General features: G+C 69.2%; 16 protein-coding genes. 8 read left to right on the top strand and 8 right to left on the bottom strand.

The annotated features are described in order from the left end of the window. Positions 1–142 precede the first annotated feature (142 nt). On the top strand, positions 143–853 hold the full coding sequence (locus E2493_RS00080; protein WP_167737305.1) for a response regulator transcription factor: 711 nt from the start codon (positions 143–145) through the stop codon (positions 851–853). Positions 854–869: 16 nt separating this feature from the next. Here E2493_RS00080 and E2493_RS00075 read toward each other — a convergent pair whose 3' ends face one another. The 3 genes from E2493_RS00075 to E2493_RS00065 form a co-directional block, all read right to left on the bottom strand. After that, positions 870–1181 (bottom strand): hypothetical protein, encoded by a 312-nt coding sequence (locus E2493_RS00075; protein WP_135082467.1) that lies wholly within the window; start codon positions 1179–1181, stop codon positions 870–872. A gap of 235 nt (positions 1182–1416) precedes the next feature. Continuing rightward, positions 1417–1845, bottom strand: a complete 429-nt coding sequence (locus tag E2493_RS00070) for a DNA polymerase III subunit chi (protein WP_135082465.1) — start codon at positions 1843–1845, stop codon at positions 1417–1419. Beyond that, the gene (locus E2493_RS00065; RefSeq protein ID WP_135082463.1) at positions 1842–3320 is read right to left on the bottom strand and encodes a leucyl aminopeptidase; all 1479 of its coding nucleotides are present in this window, start codon (positions 3318–3320) and stop codon (positions 1842–1844) included. Before E2493_RS00065 ends, E2493_RS00070 begins: the two co-directional genes overlap by 4 nt. A gap of 240 nt (positions 3321–3560) precedes the next feature. Here E2493_RS00065 and E2493_RS00060 point away from each other — a divergent pair, with 240 nt between their 5' ends. From E2493_RS00060 to rsmA, 4 genes are read left to right on the top strand one after another with little or no spacing between them, the layout of a single operon-like run. Further along, positions 3561–5822, top strand: a complete 2262-nt coding sequence (locus E2493_RS00060) for an LPS-assembly protein LptD (protein WP_135082461.1) — start codon at positions 3561–3563, stop codon at positions 5820–5822. Between the two features lie 55 nt (positions 5823–5877). Then, positions 5878–7218, top strand: coding sequence for a peptidylprolyl isomerase (locus tag E2493_RS00055; RefSeq protein ID WP_135082459.1), 1341 nt, complete (start codon positions 5878–5880; stop codon positions 7216–7218). Beyond that, complete coding sequence (pdxA, locus tag E2493_RS00050; protein WP_135082457.1) at positions 7196–8224, top strand: 4-hydroxythreonine-4-phosphate dehydrogenase PdxA; 1029 nt, start codon at positions 7196–7198, stop codon at positions 8222–8224. The genes E2493_RS00055 and pdxA overlap by 23 nt, the downstream gene beginning before the upstream one ends. A 1-nt stretch (position 8225) precedes the next feature. After that, the gene (gene rsmA / locus E2493_RS00045; protein WP_135082455.1) at positions 8226–9077 is read left to right on the top strand and encodes a 16S rRNA (adenine(1518)-N(6)/adenine(1519)-N(6))-dimethyltransferase RsmA; all 852 of its coding nucleotides are present in this window, start codon (positions 8226–8228) and stop codon (positions 9075–9077) included. Between the two features lie 3 nt (positions 9078–9080). Here the strand turns inward: rsmA and E2493_RS00040 are convergent, their stop codons facing one another. From E2493_RS00040 to E2493_RS00025, 4 genes are all read right to left on the bottom strand, one after another. Continuing rightward, positions 9081–9581 carry a tetratricopeptide repeat protein gene (locus tag E2493_RS00040; protein ID WP_135082453.1) on the bottom strand — a complete coding sequence of 167 codons (501 nt, stop codon included), beginning with the start codon at positions 9579–9581 and terminating at the stop codon, positions 9081–9083. 31 nt (positions 9582–9612) lie between these two features. Next, a complete protein-coding gene (locus E2493_RS00035) occupies positions 9613–10794 on the bottom strand; it encodes an RsmB/NOP family class I SAM-dependent RNA methyltransferase (protein WP_135082451.1) in 1182 nt (393 codons plus the stop codon). Between the two features lie 15 nt (positions 10795–10809). After that, the gene (gene guaB, locus E2493_RS00030; protein ID WP_135082449.1) at positions 10810–12270 is read right to left on the bottom strand and encodes an IMP dehydrogenase; all 1461 of its coding nucleotides are present in this window, start codon (positions 12268–12270) and stop codon (positions 10810–10812) included. Between the two features lie 200 nt (positions 12271–12470). Next, positions 12471–13283 carry an HpcH/HpaI aldolase/citrate lyase family protein gene (locus E2493_RS00025; RefSeq protein WP_135082447.1) on the bottom strand — a complete coding sequence of 271 codons (813 nt, stop codon included), beginning with the start codon at positions 13281–13283 and terminating at the stop codon, positions 12471–12473. A 126-nt stretch (positions 13284–13409) separates the two neighbouring features. Between E2493_RS00025 and E2493_RS00020 the strand changes: the two genes are divergently transcribed. The 3 genes from E2493_RS00020 to E2493_RS00010 are packed head-to-tail and all read left to right on the top strand — an operon-like array spanning position 13410 to position 15285. Continuing rightward, positions 13410–14342, top strand: a complete 933-nt coding sequence (locus E2493_RS00020; RefSeq protein WP_135082846.1) for an SPFH domain-containing protein — start codon at positions 13410–13412, stop codon at positions 14340–14342. A 5-nt stretch (positions 14343–14347) separates the two neighbouring features. After that, positions 14348–14815, top strand: a complete 468-nt coding sequence (locus tag E2493_RS00015) for an NfeD family protein (RefSeq protein ID WP_135082844.1) — start codon at positions 14348–14350, stop codon at positions 14813–14815. Next, a complete protein-coding gene (locus E2493_RS00010; protein WP_135082445.1) occupies positions 14812–15285 on the top strand; it encodes a c-type cytochrome in 474 nt (157 codons plus the stop codon). Before E2493_RS00015 ends, E2493_RS00010 begins: the two co-directional genes overlap by 4 nt. Positions 15286–15347: 62 nt before the next feature. Here the strand turns inward: E2493_RS00010 and E2493_RS00005 are convergent, their stop codons facing one another. Beyond that, entirely contained in the window at positions 15348–16295 is a 948-nt protein-coding gene (locus tag E2493_RS00005; RefSeq protein ID WP_135082443.1) for a transposase, read from the bottom strand. Positions 16296–16508: the final 213 nt, after the last annotated feature.

Raw genomic sequence — 16508 nt, 5'->3', positions numbered from 1 at the left:
CAATGTTTCTGCTCATCACATTGACTAACATTCAAGGTGACTCCGGGTTCCATCTATGGCTGCTCGGCAAAAGAGCGCGAAGGTCCGCCGGTGCGCGAAGCCCTTGCCCCGGCCCCTCGCCTCCTCTTACTGTCCCGCCGCGATGAGTGCCCGCATCCTCCTCGTCGAAGACGACCCCGCCCTACTGTCCGTCCTGCGCGCGGCCATCGCCTTCGGCGGCTTCAGCGAGGAATCGGCGGCAAGCGGCCGCGAGGCCATCGCCTTGTTCGAGCGTGAGCGCTTCGACGCCGTGCTGGTCGATCTCGGGCTGCCGGATCTCGACGGGACAGAGGTGCTTCTCTCGCTGCGGCGGCTCTCGGACGTGCCGATCATCGTCGTCTCCGGCCGCGGCGGCGAGCATGACAAGATCGCGCTGCTCGATCTCGGTGCGGACGACTATATCGCGAAGCCGTTCCTGCCCGGAGAATTGCTCGCCCGCATCCGCGCCGCGCTGCGCCGTCACCGGGCCTCGGGTGCACCCGGCACCCCGCGCGCCGAGGACGACCGCGACCCGATCCGGGCCGGCGCGCTCACCCTCGACCCCTTCCATCGGACGATCGGAATGGGCGCCGAGACGGCGTTGCTCACCGACGGAGAGTTCACCGTGCTGAAGGCGCTGATCCAGGCGGCGGGCACGTTCGTCGCCAAGGAGACCCTGCTCCGCGCGCTCTATTGCGACGAGGAGCCGCCGGCGGAGACGCGGATCGTCGAGGTCTACATCTCGAACATCCGGCGCAAGCTGCGCGGCCTTTGCGAGGACGAATTGATCCTCAACGCGCGCGGCCGCGGCTGGAAGCTCGAGCTGCCCGCCTGAACGAAGGCAGCGGCTGTCAGCTCTCGGCCGCCGCCAGCGCCTCGCCATAGGCGCCGAGCGTCCGGCCGGCGAGGTCTCCCGCCGCACCCGAGACGTCGCGGCGCAGGGCGTCACCGATCTCACGCATATAGTCGGCGGCTTCAGTCGCCGAGAGCACGCCCTTCGATACGAGCATCGCGAAGATCGCCGAGGCGGTGATCGACTGCACCTCGATGGCGGCGCGGACCGACTCCGGCAGCGCTGGCGCGCGCTCGGCGGACGAAGCAGTCGCCGCCGCGCCATTGGTCCTGGAGGAGGCCGACTGCCGGCCGAAAAGGAAGCTACTCATGATGTTACTCGCAGGACTTGAGGTGGTAAGTTCAACCCGCGAATAGCAACCCCGGACCGGCGGCGCCTGCCGCCACGTCGCGCCTCCGCACCGTCCGGTCGCATCGGCGCCTCGGCTGGAGCGCGATCGGCCGAGGTGGAAGCGCTCCGCTTCCGCCGATGGCATGAACCGCTCTTTATCCAGAGCGTGAGGCCAGGACTCGCCTCAGGCTGAATCCGTCCGAGGCCACCTTGGGCTAGGGTCCTTGCACCCAGCGGCCGTTTTCGTCCTGCTTCCAATAGCGCGGCTCGATCTCGCTGAGGCCGTTCAGCCGGCGCCACAGGCCGCGCGCCTCGTCGAGGCCGGCCTCGTCGAAGAAGTAGTAGATGCGCTCGAAGCCGAGCGCTTCCTCCCGCCAGACGCCGTCCGCCAGAGCGATGGCGCGCGCGCCGTTCGCGGCCGCCGGCTCCGAGGCCAGCAACACCGGCTGGGTGGCGGCGCGCTCGCGGCCATGCGGCAGGAAGCTGTCCTTCGCATAGGTCCAGAGCTGTTCGTCCAGGCGGCCGAGCATGTCCTCACCCGCCACCACCAGCACCCGCACTCCGCTGCCGAGCAGCTTTTCGCAGATGCTGGGCAGCACCCGTTCAAGCGGTGCGCGGGCGAGGTGGTAGAAGTTGACGATCACCTCTCGAAATTGTCGGCGATCAGGCGGTCCAGCAGGGCGACGCCGTATCCGGTCGCACCCTTGTCGTGGAGGTGGCCGGCCTTGTCGGACCAGACCGTCCCGGCGACGTCGAGATGCGCCCATTTCACGCCCGGTTCGACGAAGCGCTGGAGGAAGGTCGCGGCGGTGATCGAGCCGCCCTCGCGCGGGCCGACGTTCTTGATGTCGGCGATCGGCGAATCGATCAGCTTGTCGTAATTCTCGCCTACCGGCATCCGCCACAGCCGGTCGCCGGTCGCCTGCCCGGCGGCCTGGAGTTGCGCGGCGAGGCCGTCGTCGTTCGAGAAGAGGCCGGCATATTCATGACCGAGCGAGATGATCATCGCGCCGGTCAGGGTCGCGAGATCGACGAGCACGTCCGGCCGGATGTTGCGCTGCGCCCAGGTAATCGCGTCACAGAGGACCAGGCGCCCCTCGGCGTCGGTGTTGATCACCTCGATCGTCTGCCCCGACATCGAAGTCACGACGTCGCCCGGGCGCTGCGCCGTGCCGTCCGGCATGTTCTCGGCAAGCGCGCAGATGCCGACGACGTTGGCCTTCGCCTTGCGGCCGGCGATCGCCAGCATCGCGCCGGCGACGGCGCCGGCGCCGCCCATGTCCCATTTCATCGCCTCCATGCCGGCGGCCGGCTTGATCGAGATGCCGCCGGTATCGAAGGTGATGCCCTTGCCGACGAAGACCACGGGCTTGGCCGAGGCCGCGCCGCCGTTCCAGCGCATGACGAGCAGGCGCGACGGCTGCTGCGAGCCCTGTCCGACGCCGAGCAGGGCGAGCATGCCGAGCGCGCGCATCTGCTCCTCCTCCAGGACCTCGAACTCCACGCCGAGCGGCTCGAGACGGCTGCGGCAGCGCTCGACGAAGCTCACCGGGAAGATGATGTTGGCAGGCTCGGTCACCAGCTCGCGGGTGAACTCGACGCCGGCGAGCAGAGCCGACATCCGCTCCCAGGCGGCCTCTACCCCTTCCCCGGCGCCGACGATCACCACTTCCTCGAGGGTCGGCTTCTGCTTGCGGGGCAGCTTGGTGCGATAGACGTCGTAGCGCCATGCCCGGGCGGACGCGCCATAAGCGAGCCGCGCCGCTGCCGCCGCATCGATGCCGAGGCCGGAAAGATCGACGACCAGCCGCGTCTCGCCCGAGGCGAGCAGGCGCGCGGTGAGCGCGCCGCCCACCTTCTCGAACAGGGCATCGTCGCTGCGGCTCCCGCCGAGCCCGACGAGCAGCAGCCGGCGTGCGCCGCCATTGTCCTCGACGAACAGCTCGGCCACGCTCGCGGCCTCGCGCTCGAAGCGCTGCGCCTGTGCCGCGCCCGCGGCCAGGGCCCGCGCACCATCTCCCAGCCCGCTCAGCCGATCGGCGAGCATGTCCTCGCTCCACAGGGGAATGGCGAGAGTGTAGGAGCCGGTGGGGCGCTGAGCGGCGAAGCTGATCTTCAAGGGTGGACTCCTCAAGGCGACAGGGGTGCCGTCCCTCTAGAGCCTGATCGCGCGACGGGGAAGCGCTTCCGGCGCGCCCGGTGGGCATTGCAGCGCGGCCGAAGCGCGCGCCGCCAGGATCGGGGTCGATGCGGCGCCGCCACGCTCGTGCCGCACAAGGACGACCTTGCCCGCGCGGCATTGCGGCGCGGCGCGTCCGATGCAATAGGCTCGGCCTCGCCTTGTGACGCCGCGGGGAACGTGAAGAAAGCCAGCCTAACCTGCCTGACGGCCCTGCCGCTCCTGCTGTGTGCTCCCGTAGCGGCGCAGGCGCAGGACGATGCGCCGCCGGCTGCGCCCGCCGCCGCCGACGAGACCACGCAGAGCGCGACGGGGACTGCCGCCGGGGCAACCGAGTCGCGCGACGTGGCGTTCAGCGCGGACGAGCTCGCCTACGACAGCGACAACGAGACGGTCACCGCGCGCGGCGACGTGCGGATGAACAGCGAAGGCAACAATCTTCGCGCCGATCGGATCGTCTGGACCCGCAAGACGGACGAGATCCGGGCGGAAGGCAACGTCCGGCTGGTCACGCCGGAAGGCGACGTCGCTTATGGCGACAGCGTCCTTCTTTCCGACAGCATGCGCGATGCCGTCGCCCAGAACCTGCTGCTCGTGCTCGAAGGCGGCGGCCGCCTGGCGGCGGAGCGCGCCGAGCGCAAGAACGGTTTCACCACGCTGTACCGGGCGGCCTACACGCCGTGCGCCGTTACCCATCCCAATGGCTGTCCGAAGAACCCGACCTGGCAGATCACTGCGGTAAAGGTCGTGCACGACCCATTCCGCAACAGGATCCGCTATGAAGGCGCGGCGGTGAACCTGTTCGGAGCGCGGATCATCGCCCTCCCCTGGCTCTCGCATCCGGACGGAAGCGAAGGCGGCGGCAGCGGCCTGCTGGTGCCGGAGCTCAGGATCAGCCAGTCGAACGGCGTCGAGCTCTCCGCGCCTTATTATTTCAAGCTCGCACCGGACAAGGACGCGACGCTCACGCCGCACATCTACACGGATGTGCTGCCGATGCTGGAAGGCCGGTACCGGCAGCTGACCAGCCGTGGCGCCTTCCAGATCGGCGGCTACATTACCCATGGCTCCCGAATCCCGCTCGACGATCTGTCGCGCACCGATCGCGACGAGGGGATCCGCGCGTATATCGAGGGCAACGGCCGCTTCCAGCTCGATCCCAAGTGGAGCGTGACCGCGTCGGGTCGCTACGTGACCGACCGGACCTTCCTGCGCCGCTACGACATCTCGCGCGACACCAGGCTCCGCTCGATGGTCGATGCCGAGCGGATCACCCACGACAGCTATGTCTCGATCGCGGGCTGGGCGTTCCAGGGCCTCCGGATCAGCGACGTCGCGGGGTCGCAGCCGATCGTCCTGCCGGCGATCGACGCGCGCTTCCGGCTCGATGATCCGATCTGGGACGGCAAGATCGAGCTGCAGGCGAACAGCCTCGCGGTCCTGCGCACCGAGGGGCAGGACACGCAGCGCGCCTTCGCCTCCGCGCGCTGGGAACGGCGCAGCATCACCTCGCTCGGCCAGGAGCTGGTGCTCACCGGCTATGCGCGCGGCGATCTCTACCACACCAGCGACACCGCGCTGACCGGCAACCCGCTCTATCGCGGCGAGCCCGGGTGGCACGGACGCGGCATCGCCGCGGCAGCCGCCGAATTGCGCTGGCCGCTGATCGGCAGCTTCATGGGCGGCACCCAGCGCCTCACTCCCCGGATCCAGGTCGTTGCCTCGCCGCCGACCAACAATCTGGAAATTCCGAACGAGGATGCGCGCGCGGTCGATCTCGAGGATTCGAACCTGTTCGCGCTCAACCGTTTCCCGGGCTACGACCGCTGGGAAGACGGGGCGCGGGTCACCTACGGCGTGGACTGGGGGTTCGACCTTCCGGGCGTCACCGCGCGCACGACGATCGGCCAGAGCTATCGGCTGAGCGAGAAGGAAACCATCCTGCCGCCCGGCACCGGCCTTTCGGACCGCTTCTCCGACTATGTCGGACGGACCACGGTGAAGGTCGGCCACAAGCTCAGCTTCGTCCACCGTTTCCGCCTCGACAAGGACGACCTCGAGCTTCGCCGCAACGAGATCGACGCCGTGGTCGGCGGCCACCAGACCTATGCCACGATCGGCTATCTGCGGCTCAATCGCGACATCGATCCGGCGTTCGAGGATCTGCGCGACCGCGAGGAGATCCGGCTCGGCGGCCGGATCAAGTTCGCGCGCTACTGGTCGCTGTTCGGCTCGACGATCATCGATCTCACCGACAGCGAGGAGGACCCGGCGTCCGGAGCCGACGGCTACGAGCCCGTCCGCCACCGGATCGGGCTCAGCTACGACGACGATTGCATCGAAATTGGCGTGACGTGGCGGCGCGATTATGACACCACCGGGGACTTCCGGCGCGGGAACACATTCCTGTTCCGGGTGGCGCTGAAGAATCTGGGCCGCTAAGCTGGGGTTCAGCAAGGGCAAGGCATTGTTAGTGCCTGCTTTCATTGGAGGATTGATGAAGCTCGGGACTTTTCACAGGGCGGCGTTGACGCTCGCCGGCACGATGGCCGCAGCCGCCGCGCTGGCCCAGGGAGGCGCCCCTTCGGCCGGCGTCCAGACCGGTCTCGACATTCCGCAAGACGCCCGCTTCCTGGCCAAGGAGGATCCGTCGGTCCGCAAGGCGACCGCGATCGTCAACGGCACCGTGATCACCGGCACCGACATCGATCACCGCATGGCTCTCATTCGGATCGCCAACAACAACGAGATTCCCCCCGAGGAAGAGGCGCGACTGCGCGCCCAGGTGCTGCGCAACCTCGTCGACGAGACCCTGCAGATCCAGGCCGCCGAAGCCCAGGACATGAAGGTCGAGCAGAAGGACGTCGACGCCTATTTCGCGCGCTACGCCCAGCAGTTCCGCCAGACCCCGCAGCAATTCGCCGCCTTCCTTCGCAGCAGCGGATCGTCGGACACGTCGGTGAAGCGCCAGATCCAGGGCGAGCTCGCCTGGCAGCGCCTGCAGCGCAACAAGATCGAGCCGTTCGTCAACGTCGCCGAGGAAGAGGTCCAGGCCGTCATCGAGCGGCTCAACGCGTCGCGCGGCGCCCAGGAGTACAAGGTCTCCGAGATCTTCCTGTCGGCCACGCCGGAGACCGCCGCGGAGGCGCGCGCCAACGCGATGCGCATCATCGAGCAGCTGCGCCAGGGCGCCTCGTTCCGCGCCTATGCCCGGCAATTCTCGGAAGCGTCGACCGCCGCGGTCGGCGGAGATCTCGACTGGGTCCGGCCGGAGCAGCTGCCCGAGCCGATTGCCGCGAACCTCAAGCAGATGCCGGTCGGCACGATCAGCGAGCCGATCGCCATCCCCGGCGGATTCTCGATCATCTATGTCGAGGACAGCCGCCAGTTCCTCACCTCCGATCCGCGCGACGCCGTGCTCAGCCTGAAGCAGATGACGCTTCGCTTCGCTGAGGGGACGCCGCGCTCCCAGATCGAGGAGAAGGTGCAGAGCCTCGTGCGCACCAGCCGCTCGATGGGCGGCTGCGGCGGGGCGGAAGCGGCGGCGACGTCGATCGGCGCCGAAGTCGTCACCAACGACCAGGTGCCGGTGCGCACCCTGCCGGCGCAGATGCAGCAGAGCCTGCTCAACCTCTCGATCGGCGAAGCCACCCCGCCGTTCGGCGCCGTCAATGACCGGATCAGCGTTCTCGTGCTGTGCGGCCGCGACGATCCCGCACCGACGCGCGAAGTCTCGTTCGACGATGTCTATGCGCGCCTCACCGAGTCGCGCGTGAACCTGCGGGCGATGCGCTACCTGCGCGACCTGCGGCGTGATGCGGTGGTCGACTATCGCTGACGCGGCGGCTCCGTTGAGCACACCGCTCGCCGTAGCGCTCGGCGATCCCGCCGGCATCGGTCCGGAAATAACGGCCAAGGCCTGGGAGAGGCGTGAGGCGGAAGGCCTCGCGCCCTTCTTCGCCGTCGGCTCGCCGGAGGCGTTGCGGGCGGTGTGGAGCGGACCGGTCGCCGTCGTTTCCGGCCCCGACGAGGCTGCCGCCTGCTTCGATCGGGCGCTTCCGCTGATCCGGGTCGAGGGCGCGGCCGACAGCGCCCCCGGCAGGCCGACGCTCGACGGCGCCCGCAACTCCCTCGACGCGCTCGAGATCGCCGTCGGCCTCACCCGCTCGGGCGCGGCCTCGGCCGTGATCACCGGACCCGTGTCGAAGGCGCAGCTCTACGCGATCGGTTTCGTCCACCCAGGCCAGACCGAGTTCGTCGCCGAGCGGTGCGGCATCGCCAGCGGCATGGTCGCGATGATGCTTGCCGGTCCGACCTTGCGTACGGTGCCGGTCACCACCCACATCGCGCTCAGGGACGTTCCCGAGGTCCTCACGACCGAGCTGATCGCGACGCGCGGCCGCACCACCATCCGCGGCCTGCGCCGCCAGTTCGGGATCGAGCGGCCGCGGATCGCCGTTGCCGGGCTCAACCCCCATGCCGGCGAGAACGGCGCCCTCGGCCGCGAGGAGATCGACATCGTCATTCCCGCGATCGAGCGGCTGCGCGAGGAGGAAGATGCCGAGATCATAGGGCCGCTCGCGGCCGACACGATGTTCCATCCGCGCATGCGCGCGACCTACGATGCCGCTTTGTGCCTCTACCACGATCAGGCCCTCGTCCCGTTGAAGACCCTTCACTTCGACGAGGGCGTCAACATCACCCTCGGTCTGCCGATCGTGCGGACCTCGCCGGATCACGGCACCGCCTTCGCGATCGCCGGCCAGGACAAGGCCGAACCGGGCGCGATGATTGCAGCATTGTCGATGGCCGCGGACTGCGCACGGCGTATCGGCCAGGCGTGACGTGCCGCTCCAGGATCTCCCACCGCTTCGCGAGGTCATCGCGCGTCACGGGCTGAGCGCGTCCAAGGCGCTCGGCCAGAACTTCCTGCTCGACGAGCAATTGCTCGATCGGATCGCCCGCGTCCCCGGTCGCCTCGAAGGGCGCCGCGCCTATGAGGTCGGCCCGGGGCCGGGCGGGCTGACCCGAGCCCTGTTGCGCGCCGGCGCCGACGTGGTCGCGGTGGAGCGGGACCGGCGCTGCCTTCCCGCGCTGGCAGAGGTCAACGAGGCGTCGGGCGGGCGTTTGCGGGTGATCGAAGGCGATGCTCTGGCGGTCGACGAGGCCGCCGAAGCGGGCGTGGGCGCGCATATTGTCGCCAATCTACCCTACAATGTCGGCACGCCGTTGCTCGTCCGCTGGCTCGGCGGCGAGGCGTGGCCGCCCTTCTGGGCGTCGCTGACCCTGATGTTCCAGCTCGAGGTCGCGGAGCGGATCGCGGCGCGCCCCGGCAGCGCGGCCTACGGCCGGCTGGCCGTCCTCGCCCAGTGGCGGAGCGAGGCGAAGCTCGCCATGAAGGTCCATCGCTCGGCCTTCGTGCCACCGCCCAAGGTGATGTCCGCCGTGGTCCACATCGTGCCCAAGGCCGCTCCCGAGGGTGTCCGCCCAGCGACGCTGGAAGCGCTCACCGCCGCCGCGTTCGGCCAGCGCCGCAAGATGCTGCGTCAGAGCCTCAAGAGCCTGCATGGCGCTCTGGAGGCGCTGGAGCACGTCGGCATCGACGCGCAACGCCGGGCCGAGACGCTGAGCGTCGACGAGTTCGTGGCGGTGGCGCGGGAGATGGGAAGACAATCCTCCCCCTCGGGGGAGGAATGAAGGTCAGGGCTTCGCCGTCGGGGTCGGCGCCTGGGCGGTCAGCACTTCGGGCGGCGGACCCTTGGCGATGACCGACGCGAGCGTCGTGGCCTGCGCGCAGGGATTGGCGCAGACGCTCTTCAGCCGCTCCAGATTCTGCTTGGCCCGCTCGACCGCGCCACGCTGGACGAGCGCCTCGCCCTGCCCCGCGAGCGCATTGACGTCGTTCGGCTCGAGCTTCAGCGCCTCGTCGTAGAAGCGCACGGCCTTGCCAGGCAGCTTCTGGCTCTGGGCGACGCGGGCGAGGCCGATATAGGCCTGGCGGTTGCGCGGATCGACCGCGAGCGCGCTCTCCAGCAGGTCGATCGCTTCCTGATAGCGGGCGCCGGAATGGAGTGTACGCGCCTGCTCGGTCAGCGCGACCGAACGCGGATTGATCTGGTCGTCCGGCTTCTGGCCATGGCCGGCGCTCGCCATCGTCGCAAGAGCGATCGCTGCCGAGAGGGCGATTGGGGTGATGCGCATCAGAGTCTCCATAAGCCGGCCACGAGGAGGCTTAGCATGGCGCCCGCCACCGCGCGACGAAAAAGCCGTCGGTTCCGTCATGGGCCGGACCGAGAATTCGCCCGCTCCCCGCAACCTGGCCCGCCGTCATAGGGAGGGTCTCCGGAACCAGCCATGAACGCGCGGAAAATTGCTCGGCCTGGCCGCGCCCTTCCTCGGCGAGAAGCGAGCAAACCGCATAGACGAGCGTGCCGCCCGGCCGGACGAGCTCGGCGGCGAGATCCATCAGATGCGCCTGCAGCGTCACCAGGCGGGCGAGCCGCTCGGGAGTCAGGCGCCAGCGCGTCTCGGGGTTGCGGCGCCATGTGCCGGTTCCGGAGCAGGGCGCATCGACCAGCACCACGTCCGCGGAGCCGCGAAGGTCGGCCAGTGCCTCCCGCTCGCGCCCGCCGTCGAGCAGCCGTGGCTCGACGATCGTGACGCCGGCCCGCGCCAGGCGCGGCGGCATGCGGGAGAGGCGTGCGCGGTCGGTGTCGCAGGCGATCAGACGGCCCTGGTTCGCCATCTCGGCGGCGAGTGCCAGCGTCTTGCCACCGGCCCCGGCGCACAGATCGAGGACCAGCTGGCCGGGCGCGGCCTCGCAGGCGAGGGAGAGCAACTGGCTGCCCTCGTCCTGGACCTCGACAAGTCCGGTGGCCCAGGCATCGCTCTCCTCGACACGCCAGCCCTCCGGAAGTCGCAGCCCGATCGGCGACAGCGGCGCAGGCTGGGCATCGGGAAGCGCGGCGCCCGCCTGCTCGCGATCCCCTTTCAGACGATTGACGCGGAGATCGAGCGGGGCCCGCGCGAGCAACGCGGCGATCGCATCGCCGTCGAGCAACGGATCGAACCGCCCGTCGAGCCATTGCGGCGCGACGGCGGCAGGTGACGCCGCCTCCCCTTCCTGGCGCGGCGACGGTCCGTGGGCCGACCCGTCGAACAAGGCGGCGAGATCGGGATCGTCGCCGGCGAGCCCCAACATCGCGGCGCGTCCCGATGCAGGAGGCGTGCCCGAACGGCGGATGGCGCGATAGACGAGCTCGCGCACCGCACGCCGGTCCTTCGATCCGGCATAACGGCGGGTCTTGAACCAGCGGCCGATCAGCGTGTCGGCGGCGGGCCCGGCGGTGCGCGCCGCGACGATGATCTCGTCGAGCAGCTCGATTGCCGCCTGGACGCGCGCAGCGGGAGTCATGCGGCCGCTCCCGGTTCAGCCGCGCGTCGGATAGTTCGGCGCCTCGCGGGTGATCGACACGTCGTGGACGTGGCTCTCGCGCAGCCCGGCGTTGGTGATGCGGACGAACTCGGCCCGCTCGCGCAGCGTCGCCAGCGTCTCCGAGCCGGTATAGCCCATCGCCGCCTTCACCCCGCCGACCAGCTGGTGGATGACCTCGCGGGCCGGGCCCTTGTAGGCGACCTGCCCTTCGATGCCCTCCGGCACCAGCTTGAGCTGGTCCTTGATGTCCTGCTGGAAGTAGCGGTCGGCCGAGCCGCGCGCCATCGCCCCGACCGACCCCATGCCGCGGTACGATTTGAAGGCGCGGCCCTGATAGAGGAAGGTCTCGCCCGGCGCTTCCTCGGTGCCGGCGAGCAGGGATCCGACCATGACCGCCGACGCCCCCGCGGCGAGCGCCTTGGCGATGTCGCCGCTGGTGCGAAGGCCGCCGTCGCCGATGATCGGCGTGTCGCTCTTCGCCGCCTCCTCCGCAGCATCCATGATCGCGGTCAGCTGGGGGACGCCGACTCCGGCGACGATCCGGGTCGTGCAGATCGAGCCTGGCCCGATGCCGACCTTCACCGCATCGGCGCCGGCGCCGATCAGCGCGCGGGTCGCCTCCGCCGTCGCGACATTGCCGGCCACGACCTGGACATGGTTGGAGAGCTTCTTGACCCGCTCGACCGCGGCGGCGACGTCGCGATTGTGGCCGTGCGCCGTGTCGATGACGATGAGATCGCACTCGGCGTCGATCAGTGCGGCGGTGCGCTCGAAGCCCTTCTCTCCGACCGTGGTCGCGGCGGCGACGCGCAGGCGGCCGGAGGCATCCTTGGTCGCCTCCGGATAGGTGACCGCTTTCTCCATGTCCTTCACGGTGATCAGGCCGACGCAGCGGCGATCCTGGTCCACCACCAGCAGCTTCTCGATCCGGTTCTGGTGGAGCTGGCGCTTGGCCTCGTCCTGGCTGACGCCCGGGGCGACGGTGACCAGATTGTCACGGGTCATCAGCTCGGAGACCGGCTGTTTCGGGTTTTCCGCGAAACGCACGTCGCGGTTGGTGAGGATACCGCAAAGTCGCCCGCTCTCGTCCGTGACCGGGATGCCCGAGATGCGGTGACGCTCCATCAGCTCGAGCGCGTCGGCAAGCGTCTGATCGGCCGTCATCGTGATCGGGTTGACCACCATGCCGCTCTCGAAGCGCTTGACCGCGCGCACCGCGGCGGCCTGCTCGTCCACGGTCATGTTGCGATGCAGGACGCCGAGGCCGCCGAGCTGTGCCATCACGATCGCCATGTCCGCCTCGGTGACCGTGTCCATCGCCGCGGAGAGGATCGGGATGTTGAGCGCGATGTCGCGGGTCACCCGCGTGCGCGTGTCGGCCTGGCTGGGAAGGACGCTCGACTCGGCCGGCTGCAGGAGCACGTCGTCGAAGGTAAGTCCCAGGCGGATGTTCATGAAAGCCTCGTCGAAAGAAGGGGTTGCGCGGGCGAACGACGGTTGGAGCCGATCGCGGCGACGGCCTGCGCGCGCGCGGCTCGCGCCGCTGCGGGCGAGCGGGCGATGGAGATGCGGGCGAGTCCGGGGGCCATCCCGCCGCTTAGAGCAGCGTTCGGGACGCTTCAACCCTGCCGAAGGCGGCGTTGCCGGCGAGGCGATCAGCCTTCCGCGCGGGCGCGGGCGAGCAGCCAGCGCGCCTGCTCGACGTGCATGCTCTCGATCATCCGTCCCTCGAACCGCTCCGCGCCGCCTGTCGCCGCGGCGATCAGCCGGCGCGCCGTGTCGAGCTCGTCGGGCGAAGGGCCGAACAGCCGGTTCGCCGCCTCGATCTGGTTCGGGTGGATCAGGGTCTTGCCATCGAAGCCGAAGGCCCTGCCCTCGCGGCATTCGGCGGCGAGTCCGTCCTGATCCTCGAGCCGGTTGTAGACTCCGTCGAAGGCGGCGACGCCGGCCGCACGGGCGGCGAGCACGACCGCCTGCAGCGCGTGGAGAAGACCGGCCCGTCCGGCGCCCGGCGGAATGCCGAGGTCCGCCGCGAGATCGTTGGTGCCGGCGATGAGGCCCGCGGTGTGCGGCGCGATGCGGTGCGCGTCGAGCACCCCCGCCGCCGTCTCGATCATCGCCAGGACGGGCTTGGCGGAGCGGCCGGTGATCGCCGCGACCTCGCCGGCGCTGTCCACCTTGGGCACGATCATCACGTCGGCGGCGCTCGCCGAGACTGCGGCGATGTCCTCGTCGTGCCACGGATCCCCGATCTTGTTGACGCGGATGGCGACAGGCCGGCCGCCGAAGCCGTCGGCGGCCGCCGCCACGGCCGCAGCGCGCGCCGAAGCCTTGTCCGCCGGTTTCACGGCGTCCTCGAGATCGAGGAAGATCATGTCGGCGGCGAGCCCTCGCGCCTTCTCGATGGCCCGCGGATTCGAGGCGGGCAGGAACAGCAGGGAGCGGCAGAGGCGGAGATCGGCGGCCATCGTCTCTCGATTTCGCTTGGAAGGCCGCCCGTCTGCCGACATTATGCCTCCAGACGCAAGGGGGAGAGCAGCGCCGTGCTAGAATTCATCATCGCCCTGTTGGTGGTGCTCGTCATCCTGTTCCTGATGTCGGGCATCAAGATCGTCCGCCAGGGGTATCACTACACGATCGAGCATTTCGGACGGTTCACCACCGTCGCCCACCCGGGCTTCAATTTCTACATGCCCTTCTTCTACCGGGTCGGGCGCCGGGTGAACATGATGGAGCAGGTGCTCGACATCCCGGGTCAGGAGATCATCACCAAGGACAATGCCATGGTCTCGACCGACGGCGTCGTCTTCTTCCAGGTGCTCGACGCCGCCAAGGCGGCCTATGAAGTCTCCGATCTCTACGTCGCGATCATGCAGCTGACGACGACGAACCTGCGCACCGTGATGGGGTCGATGGACCTCGACGAGACTTTGTCGAAGCGCGACGAGATCAACGCCCGCCTGCTCTCCGTGGTCGACCAGGCGACCGAGAGCTGGGGCGTCAAGATCACCCGGGTCGAGATCAAGGACATCCGCCCGCCGGCCGACATCGTCAACGCGATGGGCCGGCAGATGAAGGCCGAGCGCGAGAAGCGCGCCGTCATTCTCGAGGCGGAAGGCTCGCGCGCCTCCGCGATCCTCAGGGCCGAGGGCGAGAAGCAGTCGCAGATCCTCGAGGCCGAGGGCCGCCGCGAATCTGCTTTCCGCGACGCCGAAGCCCGCGAGCGCGCCGCGGAGGCGGAGGCCAAGGCGACCCAGCTCGTCTCCGACGCGATCGCCGGCGGCAACACGCAGGCGATCAACTATTTCATCGCGCAGAAATATGTCGAGGCGGTGGGCCAGTTCGCCACCTCGCCCAACGCCAAGACGATCCTGTTCCCGGTCGAGGCGACCCAGCTGATCGGCACCCTCGGCGGCATCGGCGAGCTCGCCCGCGAAGCGCTGGGCCGCGGCGACGAGGCGGCGCCGGCGACGATCACGGCGCGGCCGCGCAGTCCATTCGAGGGACCGGGAGGCGCCGGCCGGTGAGCGGCATGGAACCGCAGTGGCTCTGGCTGCTCGCCGCCGTGGTGCTCGGCATCGCCGAGCTCCTCGTGCCGGGCGTCTTTCTGATCTTTCTCGCGTCGGCGGCCGCACTCACCGGCCTCGCCACCCTGATGTTCGGCCTGCCCGCGGCCGCGCAGCTGCTGCTCTTCGCCTTGCTCTCGGTCGCCACCGTCTACGCCGGCCGGCGCTGGTATGTGCGCAATCCCCTGCCGAGCAGCGACCCCTTGCTCAACGATCGCGCCGCGCGCCTCCGGGGCGAGACCCTGGTCGTCGTCGAAGCGATCGAGAACGGGCGCGGCCGGGTCCGCGTCGGAGACAGCGTCTGGGCCTGCCGGGGCCCGGATTGCGCGATCGGCAGCCGCGTGCGCGTGGTCGGGGCCGATGGGTCCTGCCTCAAGGTCACCCTCGCCGAACCGATCGCCATCGAACCTCCAGCCACCGGGGAACATCCGTGAAGCGTCCGCTCCTGATCCTCTGCCTGCCGCTCGCCGCCTGCGCCGCCACCACCGCCTCGCAAAGCGCCGCGCCGGTTGCGCCGAGTCTCACCGCCGAGCAGATCGTCGCCGCGCGCCACGCCTCTTTCATGCTGTCGGCCGCCACGTTCGGCGGGATGCGGGCGACGGTGGAGCAAGGCGGCGACGTGAAGCCCCTCGCCTTCGGCGCGCGCGGCCTCGCCGCCTGGGCCCAGACCCTGCCGACCATGTTCCCACAGGGCACGCAGCTCCCGTCGAGCCACGCAAAGCCCGCGGTTTGGCAGAACCGCGCCGATTTCGAGGCGAAGGCGGCGGCGTTCCAGGCCGCGACCGCGTCGCTCGTCCAGGCCGCTCAGGCCGGGGACGCGGCCGCCTTCAAGTCGGCCTATGGCGCCACCGGCGCGGCCTGCAAGGCGTGCCACGACCTCTACCGCCTGGAGGACCATCACTGAGGGCGGGCCGCGTCGGCTTCGGAAGACGCGCGGCCCGCCAGCACCTAGAGTATCCGTTTTGGTCAAGCGATAGTCGGGGTCCATTTTCGTTCATCGCGCAACAGAGCATTGGCGAGGATGATCAGCTTTCGCATGATGGCCGTGATCGCAATTTTGGCGGGCTTTCCTGCCTTGGTAAGCGCCTGGTATTTGGCTTTCAGGGGTGGGTTGAAGCGCAAGGCGACGAGGGCTGGCATGTAGAGCGCCTGGCGGAGGTGGGCGCGCCCTCCGCGGATTGAGCTTCTGCCGCGCCAGGCGCCGGACTGGCGGGTGACGGGCGCGAGGCCGGCGAGGCTGGCGGCCTGTTTCGGCTCGAGCTGTCCGAGCTCTGGCATGTCCGCGAGGATGGCTATGGCGGTCGTTTCGCCGATACCGGGAATACTGCTCAGGATTGCGAGCCGATGGGCGAGGCCGGTCTCGCGTGCGATCAGCTGCCTGCACTGCCGGTCGATGGCTGCGACCTGACGCTCGATTTGGTTGAGCCGCTGCGCGGCCTGGTGTTTGAGGAGCGCGATCTGTTGGCTTTTGGCGCGATTGAGAGAGGCGGTACGGTCGCGCATCAGTCCTCTGCGGGCGGCGACCAGTTCCGTCAGCTCGTCGAGAATGGCGCCTTTGGGTACATGCGCGGCAGGCCTGAGCACCGCTCCGAAGCGGGCGAGCATGGCGGCATCGACGCGATCCGTCTTTGCTATTTGACCTGTTGCCTCAGCGAAGCGGCGCGCCTGCCTCGGATTGACCTTGGCATAGGGCAGACCGCTCCGGACGAGCGTACGTTCAAACAGGCGATGATAGGGCCCGGTGGGCTCGAAGACGACCAGGTCGATCGAGACACGATCGAGCCAAGCCAACAGCTGTGCGTGGCCTGCCGCGATATTCGCGACATGCAAGGTGCTGCCGCCGGGATTGAGGCACACGTCGAGATGGTCTTTGGAGATGTCGACGCCGAGGACCTGTGGTAGGCTCTTGCTCATCTTTTCCTCCCCTCTGCTTGTCATCCGAGGCGGCACCTCGGGTATCCGTTCAGGGCTCAAGGAAAAGAAAGGGGTGATCAAACTCTAGCTCGGTCCGCGACGACCAGCGCGATCTCGATCCGACCCCTTCCGCCGTTGGTGGGTACAGCCGCCAACGGCGGTCCGTTTTGCCACGAACGGGCAGACTCTCATAAGACAAGCGCGATCGGCTGA

This window comes from Sphingomonas parva (ex Maeng et al. 2020) (assembly GCF_004564275.1).
Lineage (GTDB): Bacteria > Pseudomonadota > Alphaproteobacteria > Sphingomonadales > Sphingomonadaceae > Allosphingosinicella > Allosphingosinicella parva.
This window is presented reverse-complemented; position numbering and strand designations above follow the sequence as displayed.

Bases quoted from the DNA above. Each gene is read 5' to 3' on its own strand.
- E2493_RS00080 (WP_167737305.1), top strand. From the start codon at position 143: ATGAGTGCCCGCATCCTCCTCGTCGAAGACGACCCCGCCCTACTGTCC.
- E2493_RS00075 (WP_135082467.1), bottom strand. From the start codon at position 1,181: ATGAGTAGCTTCCTTTTCGGCCGGCAGTCGGCCTCCTCCAGGACCAAT.
- E2493_RS00055 (WP_135082459.1), top strand. From the start codon at position 5,878: ATGAAGCTCGGGACTTTTCACAGGGCGGCGTTGACGCTCGCCGGCACG.
- pdxA (WP_135082457.1), top strand. From the start codon at position 7,196: ATGCGGTGGTCGACTATCGCTGACGCGGCGGCTCCGTTGAGCACACCG.
- E2493_RS00040 (WP_135082453.1), bottom strand. From the start codon at position 9,581: ATGCGCATCACCCCAATCGCCCTCTCGGCAGCGATCGCTCTTGCGACG.
- E2493_RS00035 (WP_135082451.1), bottom strand. From the start codon at position 10,794: ATGACTCCCGCTGCGCGCGTCCAGGCGGCAATCGAGCTGCTCGACGAG.
- guaB (WP_135082449.1), bottom strand. From the start codon at position 12,270: ATGAACATCCGCCTGGGACTTACCTTCGACGACGTGCTCCTGCAGCCG.
- E2493_RS00025 (WP_135082447.1), bottom strand. From the start codon at position 13,283: ATGGCCGCCGATCTCCGCCTCTGCCGCTCCCTGCTGTTCCTGCCCGCC.
- E2493_RS00020 (WP_135082846.1), top strand. From the start codon at position 13,410: ATGTCGGGCATCAAGATCGTCCGCCAGGGGTATCACTACACGATCGAG.
- E2493_RS00015 (WP_135082844.1), top strand. From the start codon at position 14,348: ATGGAACCGCAGTGGCTCTGGCTGCTCGCCGCCGTGGTGCTCGGCATC.
- E2493_RS00005 (WP_135082443.1), bottom strand. From the start codon at position 16,295: ATGAGCAAGAGCCTACCACAGGTCCTCGGCGTCGACATCTCCAAAGAC.